Raw genomic sequence first — 1,156 nt, 5'->3', positions numbered from 1 at the left:
TCTATAATGCTCCCATAGGTTGAGACACAGGGGAGTGAAAAATAAGTTATAATGAAGCTATGGAAAAACGGAACCGATATACCTCAGAGTTTAAGACAAAGGTCGTCCTGGAGGTCCTTCGAGAGGAGCAGACCGTCAACGAGATCGCAGCCAAATATGAATTGAGCCCAGTCATGATCAGCCGGTGGAAGGCTGAATTCCTTGAGCGTGCCTCCATGGTGTTCGAGAAGAAGACCAGTGAAGCCGACAAACTGAAAAAGGAGTACGAGAGCAAGCAAGAGCATCTAGAAAAGCTGGTCGGCCAACTCACAGTTGAGGTTGACTGGCTCAAAAAAAAATCTGGCCTCAAATGAACCGCTGGAAGCCCGGAAAGCGATGGTAGAGCGCGACCATACCGAGATCACAGTGAAGCGTCAGGCAAACCTGCTGAGTGTGAACAGAACGAGCGTATACCGTCCGAGCAAGGAGCAACAAGAAAGCGAAGAGAATGTGCAGCTCATGCATCGAATCGATGAGATCTATATGAAGCACCCTTACTTCGGTTACCGACGCATGACAAATTTTCTTCGGGACCAGGGCTCCGAGATCAATCGTAAGCGCGTACGCCGTCTGATGCAGCTCATGGGTCTGGAGGCGATCTATCCGAAGCCAAACTTGAGCAAACGCCTCCATGCCAAGTACACGCGTCCTTATCTACTTCGCGGCTTAACGATCGACAGGCCCAATCAGGTCTGGGGAATCGATATCACCTATCTAAGGATGGGCAAAGGATTTATGTACTTGTTCAACATCATTGATTGGTACAGCCGCAAGGTGATTGATTATGAGCTGTCCAGTACGCTCGAAAAGGGCTTTGTTATGAGATGCCTTAAACGCGCATTCAGCCGCTGCAAGCCGGAGATCATGAACAGCGATCAAGGTTCGCATTTTACTAATGCGGATTATCTGGATCTGTTAGAAAAGGAAGGCGTCAAAGTATCGATGGACGGTAAGGGCCGGGCAACGGACAACAGCCGCACGGAGCGTTACTTTCGGTCGCTCAAATACGAATGTATCTTCCTCAATGAATTTGAAGACCCTCGCGCGCTGCGCAAAGGGATAGCTCGCTATGTCCAGTTTTACAATCAGGAGCGTCCCCATCAGTCTCTTAATGGGG

1 protein-coding gene is annotated in these 1,156 nt (G+C 49.4%); it reads left to right on the top strand.

The genetic code is table 11. From position 1 onward, the window contains the following. Window positions 1-59 precede the first annotated feature (59 nt). A protein-coding gene (locus FKP33_RS26735; protein ID WP_483874544.1) for an IS3 family transposase occupies window positions 60-1,156 on the top strand; the annotation gives its coding sequence in 2 pieces (ribosomal slippage) (window positions 60-331 and window positions 330-1,156; 1,099 coding nt annotated over the 2 pieces). This gene is flagged as partial in the annotation.

Origin of the sequence: Paenibacillus sp. tmac-D7 (genome assembly GCF_006519665.1) — a bacterium.
GTDB lineage: Bacteria > Bacillota > Bacilli > Paenibacillales > NBRC-103111 > Paenibacillus_G > Paenibacillus_G validus.
Note: the sequence above shows the minus strand (reverse complement) of the source record. Positions and strands in the feature narration are given on the sequence as shown.